We start from the raw sequence: 6,128 nt of genomic DNA on the forward strand, positions 1-6,128 counted from the left end.
ATCCCAAATACCAACCAATTAGAAGAGTGAGACAACCCCTGCCTAGCCAGCGCTCAGAGCAGACCTATCGCGTGCAAAGGGCCATGGCCACTGATCAGCTCCAACAAAAAAGCAGCAAAACCAAGCATGGCTATGCGTCCATTCCATGCTTCAGAACTGGTATTCAAGCCCCATTCCCATCTCTCCTGGGGATAGAACTTCACTCGACCGGCCAGCTTCGCAGCCTCATCGAGATTGATCTCTGGACCCTCAAGACTGGATCCAACCAGATCGGCCAGGCCCTCAATGAATGTGGGGTAAGTATCAAGAGCAGGCACCCGCCTGAAATGAACAATCCCTGCTGCGGTAGCCAGCTCGCGGTATTCGATATCAAGCTCGGCGAGAGTTTCGATGTGTTCGCTCACAAAGCTGATCGGCACAACCACTAAATCGCGGGTACCAGCCTCACCAAGCTGCTCAATAACTTCATCGGTATAGGGCTGAATCCATTCCTCTGGACCCACTCGACTTTGATAGGCAAGGGAATGAGGATTGCCATAGCCAAGAAGGTTTTCCAGCTCAGCCATGATCAAGGTTGTACAAGCCTCGATCTCCTTCTGATATGGATCACCTGCTTGTTCGACATAGCTCTTGGGCACTCCATGAGCACTAAAAAACACTTGAGCTTCTTCAGGCACATCACTCAGCCGAACCTGCTCAGCGATCAACTCCGCCATGGCACGAACATAACCAGGGTGGTCGTACCAGCTGCGGATACAACGTATTGGCAGCTTGCGGAAAGATTCATCGGTCTGTCGTAAGCGCTGCAACTCTCGAAAACTCGAGCCACTGGTACTAATCGAAAAATGAGGGTAGAGGGGAAGCACCACCACCTGATCAATCCCATCAGCTTTGATATCTGCGACAGCGGATTCTGTGAAGGGATGCCAATAACGCATCGCCACATAGCTCGTGGCATCGATACCGCGTTGCCGAAGCAAGCTCTGCAACTCGCGAGCCTGTTGTTCAGTGATCCGCCGCAGAGGTGAACCGCCCCCTATTGAGCGGTAGGCCTGCTCGGATTTACTGCTGCGCAGCGTGCTGATCAACCAGGCCAGAGGCCTCTGAAGAGCGGGGTTAGGCAGCCGAATGATCTCCGGATCGGCAAAAATATTAAAGAGAAAAGGTCCTACATCCTGGATACGTTCAGGCCCCCCAAGATTCATCAAGAGGACACCGACCCGGGCCATATAGAAGAGAGTTCTTTAGAGGGACTTGAGGGTAGCCGCCATCAACGCCAAGGTGGCACCATCCCTACAGGGCCATGGAGCTGAGCAACGAGCTAATCAACATCAACCGTGGCCTGGCTGACAGCGGCATCAACTTGAGAATTGAGCAGCGAGGCCAGTGGCTCAATTTACGCGGAGCACTGCCCTGCCGGAATGGAACTGGATTAATCAAAACTCAACGAATCAGTTTGCAGCTTTTGGCAGAACAAAAAGGATTGAAAGAGGCTGAGCGAATTGTGCAACTGGTTCACTACCAACTGCAACGCAAACAATTCGACTGGTCCCAGTGGACGACCAAACCGACACGGAAACAACCTGAAGAGATAGCGACTGGGCTCAGAGAAGCTTTGGCCAGCTTTGAAGAGGCATTCTTTGCTGATCCATATCGCCGACGGTCGCCGGCCGGTAGCCGCAGCACATGGACGTCCGCTTACCTTCCTTACTTACGACGACTCAAAGCCCTAGCTGTTAACAAGCAGAGCTGTTTTGATTCAGACCTTTTAAGAGACACTCTGGCCAGTTATGCAGATGGCAGCCGAAGCCGACAGCAATGCGCCACGGCCCTAGGTGCATTGGCACGCCACCTGGAAATGGCACTGCCGGAAGACTGGCGAGCAGAAGCGGATGGATATGGACTACATCAAGCGCGCTTTCGTCAACTGCCCAGCGATAAGCAGATCATCGAGGCGGTGGAGCGCATCCCCAACCCAGGATGGCGACTTGCCTATGGACTGATGGCCACTTACGGCCTGCGCAATCACGAGGTGTTCTTCTGCGACCTTGCTGCTTTAGCGAAGGGGGAAGATCAGGTGCTGCGCGTGTTGCCGAACACAAAAACCGGCGAGCATCAGGTTTGGCCGTTTAATCCAGACTGGGTCGAGCATTTTGAGCTTGAACAACTAGCAAACAATGCCCAGGCCCTGCCGCCGGTCAATATCGACCTGCGTCACACCACACTCCAACAGGTGGGGAGAAGAGTATCGGAACAATTCCGACGCTATCAACTACCCCTCACCCCCTACAACCTTCGGCATGCCTGGGCGGTACGCACAATCCACATCGGCCTTCCAGACACCGTTGCAGCAAGAATGATGGGCCATTCAGTGGCTATTCATACCCGCACCTATCACCACTGGATCACCCGACGTGACCAACAACAAGCGGTAGATGCAGCCCTAGCTCGAAAGCTCAGACCATGACCTCACCACTAAGAACCTTTGCCTACGAGCATCGCTGGTTCTATGACCTAGTGACAACCATTTCGGCCCTCAACGTAGGGGGTGTAAAGCGGTTGAGATCCTTAGGGCTGACTGCTCTTCAAGACAAGATTGCTAAAGGAGCACCAGTTTTGGATCTTTGCTGTGGGGCAGGCGAAACAGCAGCACCATGGATTGAGGCTGGTTTCGCTGTAACAGGTTTAGATCTTTCACCAAAGGCACTGGCACTAGCCGCTGAACGAACCCCCCAACTGCAATGCATCGAGGGCATGGCAGAAAACCCACCGCTGAACACCAACCAATTTGCGGCCATCCAAATCAGCCTGGCCCTACACGAATTCAGCTCAGAAGAACGACGACAAGTGCTGAAAGCCTGCATGCGCCTATTGCAACCGGGTGGGTGGCTAGTGCTGATCGACCTCCATCCAGCAGGCCCCTACCTAAAACTGCCCCAACAGTTGTTTTGTGCCCTGTTCGAAACTGAAACGGCCCTAAAGATGCTCCAAGCAGACTTGCCCAAGCAACTTCGGGAGATGGGTTACACCACTATTGAGCAAGAACTATTAGCAGGCCGAGCACTACAACGAATCACAGCCCGCCTCCCATAAGCAGCCCAACTCAAAGCATGCTCAAGACCTTGCCAACATTTTGATGACCAACCCGCAGCCTCCGCATTCGCCGCATTCAACTGAACTCGATCACAGCGCAGAAGTTCTCGGCATAGGCGGGCATTTAGCCCCCGAAACCGACCAACAGGGCTACCGCAAACGCATGCAGCGCCGACAAGACGTTCAGCGCCAACGTGTAGGAGAAAGAGACAAAGAGAAGGGCCTAATCCTTGTCTTCACAGGACATGGCAAAGGCAAAACCACAGCAGCGCTAGGGCTAGCCTTACGCACCCTTGGCCATGGCGAGCGTGTTGCAGTCGTGCAATTCATTAAAGGGAGTTGGCAGCCAGGCGAAGCAAAAGCGTTAAAAGTTTTTGGTGACGCATTGAGCTGGCATGCGTTTGGAGAGGGCTTCACCTGGACAACCCAAGACCGGGAAAGAGATCAGCAATTGGTATCAAAAGCCTGGCAACAGGCTCTGATTTACCTCCACAGCAACAACCACAAACTTGTAGTGCTTGATGAGGTCAATGTGGCGATGAAACTGGGATACCTCAAGGTAGAAGAAGTCCTAGGGGGGATCACGGAAAGACCACCCCTAACCCACGTAGCACTCACTGGCCGGGGTGCACCAAAAGAGCTCATTGAACGTGCAGATCTGGTCACAGAAATGACCTTGGTACACCACCCCTTCAAGGAGCAAGGCGTCAAAGCACAAGCAGGCATTGAGTTCTGAAGCAATCAATCATCTCACCCCTAAATCCGCATCCAATAGCTGAGCTGCAGCAACAAAAACCGACAAACCGTTCACCAGCAAAGCTCTATGCACAATGAGCTCGCTCCAACAAGAAGGATCCAGTCTGATGCGTTCAAGCGCTCAACAGGTCAGACGGGCCATCACATCGCTGAGACAAAACACGTTCTCTCGCATCGATCAGGAATGATGACTTCATCCAAGCGAACCTGAGAAGCGACAACCCTTCAGACCATCCAGCTCAAGGACTAGTAGGAGAAGGCTTGCTACTCTCATCGGGATCTGGACGATGAATGGCCTACGCGCGAGTCCTTCTAAAACTCAGCGGCGAAGCGCTGATGGGCGATCAGACTTATGGCATCGATCCAGCAATTGTTCAATCCATCTCTGAAGATGTAGCCAAAGTGGTGGCCAAGGGCACCCAATTGGCGATCGTGGTGGGTGGTGGCAATATTTTTCGAGGCCTAAAGGGTTCTGCAGCGGGCATGGATCGGGCCACAGCCGACTACGTCGGCATGTTGGCCACAGTGATGAATGCCATCACGCTGCAGGATGGCTTAGAGCGAGCAGGGGTACCCACCCGGGTACAAACTGCAATCGAAATGCAAGAGGTGGCGGAGCCTTACATCCGTCGGCGAGCTATTCGTCATCTAGAGAAAGGCCGAGTGGTTGTGTTTGGTGGAGGCTGCGGCAATCCATTCTTCACAACTGACACCACGGCATCACTTCGGGCTGCGGAAATCAACGCTGATGTGGTGTTCAAAGCCACGAAGGTGGATGGGGTTTATGACCGTGATCCCAAACGCTTCCCTGATGCAAAGCGCTACGACTCACTCACCTTCCAGCAAGTGCTAAGCGGCGAGCTGGCGGTAATGGACAGCACTGCCATTGCCCTATGCAAAGACAACAATATCCCGATCGTTGTATTTGACCTCTTTGAACCTGGCAACATCGGCAAAGCAGTGGCTGGCGAAGCAATCGGCTCCCGTATCAGCAATGCAACCTAAACAGGCCATCCCAACTCATCCCTTCACCCAGCCTTCGCCTCTCTGAAGCCATGTCGAACCAGGATCTCAAAGACAACATGCACAAATCAGTGGAGGCCACACAGCGCAACTTCGCCACCATCCGTACTGGACGCGCTAACCCGTCACTACTGGATCGAATCAACGTTGAGTATTACGGCACCGAAACGCCCCTGAAATCTCTGGCAACAATATCCACCCCTGATTCACAGACGATTGCCATACAGCCCTTTGACAATGGATCAATGGGCCTGATTGAAAAAGCCATTGCCACTAGTGATTTGGGATTGACACCCAACAATGACGGCAAGATCATTCGCATCAATGTGCCGCCGCTAACTGAAGAGCGCCGCAAGGAGTTCTGCAAGCTGGCAGCAAAATATGCCGAGGAAGGCAAAGTAGCTCTGCGCAACATCCGTCGCGATGCAATAGATAAAGTGAAAAAGCTAGAAAAAGATGGCGAGCTCTCTAAAGATCAGAGCCATGATGAACAGGACGGGATACAAAAGCTCACCGACAAATTCATCACTGATATCGAAAACTACCTCGCCGAAAAAGAAGCCGACATTCTCAAGGTTTGAGCACTCGCGATGTGCTGGTCATCGGAGCAGGCGCCGCTGGATCTGCGGCGGCTTTCCATCTGGCTGCAGCCGGCCAACGCGTCACACTGCTCGAACAGAATGCACAGCAAACGATCAAACCCTGTGGTGGAGGCATGGCAGCTGCGGTGCAGGAGTGGTTTCCATTTGATTTGCAATCGGTCGTTGATGAAGTCATTGAAAGGGTTGAGTTCAGCTGGCGGCTCAGTGATCCAGTCGTGGCCGACCTGCAAGATTCCGCCCCGTTTTGGATTGTGCGGCGAGAGAAGCTTGATGCCCTTCTAGCCAGCCATGCGATTGATGCAGGCGCCGAACTAATCCGGCCTTTTGCGGTGAAAAGCCTGCAAAGACATGAGGGGGTTTGGCAAGTTACAGCCGATGACGGCAGACAACTTGAAGCAAGAGCGGTTGTAGTGGCGAATGGCTCCCTGTCCGCTTGGCCTGAAGCCTTGGGATTGGGACCAAAAACACTGCATCACGCGAGCACCATGTCTGTGCGCCTGGAGGGTCGCGGCAACCTCAAAACTGGTTCAGCCCGATTTGAATTTGGGCTGGTACATCATGGTTTTGCCTGGGCTTTCCCCTTGGCAGGCGGCGTGAATGTAGGCGTAGGTACGTTCATCGGCCGCAATGCCGCCGATAGTGATGCAGTCTTGG

The 6,128-nt window shown here is 53.3% G+C and carries 7 protein-coding genes; 6 read left to right on the forward strand and 1 reads right to left on the reverse strand.

What is annotated here, in order from left to right; translation table 11 throughout:
- Positions 1–53: 53 nt before the first annotated feature.
- Positions 54–1,229 carry a ferrochelatase gene (hemH, locus tag EV12_RS08485; RefSeq protein ID WP_036914490.1) on the reverse strand — a complete coding sequence of 392 codons (1,176 nt, stop codon included), beginning with the start codon at positions 1,227–1,229 and terminating at the stop codon, positions 54–56.
- Positions 1,230–1,303: 74 nt separating this feature from the next.
- On the opposite strand from hemH, the gene EV12_RS08490 reads away from it, so the two are divergent.
- The 6 genes from EV12_RS08490 to EV12_RS08515 all read left to right on the forward strand — a co-directional run.
- Complete coding sequence (locus EV12_RS08490) at positions 1,304–2,467, forward strand: site-specific integrase (protein ID WP_036914492.1); 1,164 nt, start codon at positions 1,304–1,306, stop codon at positions 2,465–2,467.
- Positions 2,464–3,093 (forward strand): class I SAM-dependent methyltransferase, encoded by a 630-nt coding sequence (locus EV12_RS08495; protein WP_036914494.1) that lies wholly within the window; start codon positions 2,464–2,466, stop codon positions 3,091–3,093. The genes EV12_RS08490 and EV12_RS08495 overlap by 4 nt, the downstream gene beginning before the upstream one ends.
- A gap of 43 nt (positions 3,094–3,136) precedes the next feature.
- Positions 3,137–3,829 carry a cob(I)yrinic acid a,c-diamide adenosyltransferase gene (cobO, locus tag EV12_RS08500; RefSeq protein WP_036914496.1) on the forward strand — a complete coding sequence of 231 codons (693 nt, stop codon included), beginning with the start codon at positions 3,137–3,139 and terminating at the stop codon, positions 3,827–3,829.
- A 311-nt stretch (positions 3,830–4,140) separates the two neighbouring features.
- Entirely contained in the window at positions 4,141–4,854 is a 714-nt protein-coding gene (pyrH, locus tag EV12_RS08505; protein WP_036914498.1) for a UMP kinase, read from the forward strand.
- Between the two features lie 50 nt (positions 4,855–4,904).
- Entirely contained in the window at positions 4,905–5,453 is a 549-nt protein-coding gene (gene frr, locus EV12_RS08510; RefSeq protein WP_036914501.1) for a ribosome recycling factor, read from the forward strand.
- Positions 5,450–6,128 (forward strand): NAD(P)/FAD-dependent oxidoreductase (locus tag EV12_RS08515; protein ID WP_036914504.1); only part of this gene is annotated, 679 nt, incomplete at its 3' end. The genes frr and EV12_RS08515, both read left to right, overlap by 4 nt.

This window comes from Prochlorococcus sp. MIT 0701 (assembly GCF_000760295.1).
In the GTDB taxonomy this organism is placed as follows: domain Bacteria; phylum Cyanobacteriota; class Cyanobacteriia; order PCC-6307; family Cyanobiaceae; genus Prochlorococcus.

What these genes read in the sequence shown, in the direction of transcription:
- hemH (WP_036914490.1), bottom strand. Translation starts at nt 1,229, where the DNA reads ATGGCCCGGGTCGGTGTCCTCTTGATGAATCTTGGGGGGCCTGAACGT.
- EV12_RS08490 (WP_036914492.1), top strand. Translation starts at nt 1,304, where the DNA reads ATGGAGCTGAGCAACGAGCTAATCAACATCAACCGTGGCCTGGCTGAC.
- EV12_RS08495 (WP_036914494.1), top strand. Translation starts at nt 2,464, where the DNA reads ATGACCTCACCACTAAGAACCTTTGCCTACGAGCATCGCTGGTTCTAT.
- cobO (WP_036914496.1), top strand. Translation starts at nt 3,137, where the DNA reads ATGACCAACCCGCAGCCTCCGCATTCGCCGCATTCAACTGAACTCGAT.
- pyrH (WP_036914498.1), top strand. Translation starts at nt 4,141, where the DNA reads ATGGCCTACGCGCGAGTCCTTCTAAAACTCAGCGGCGAAGCGCTGATG.
- frr (WP_036914501.1), top strand. Translation starts at nt 4,905, where the DNA reads ATGTCGAACCAGGATCTCAAAGACAACATGCACAAATCAGTGGAGGCC.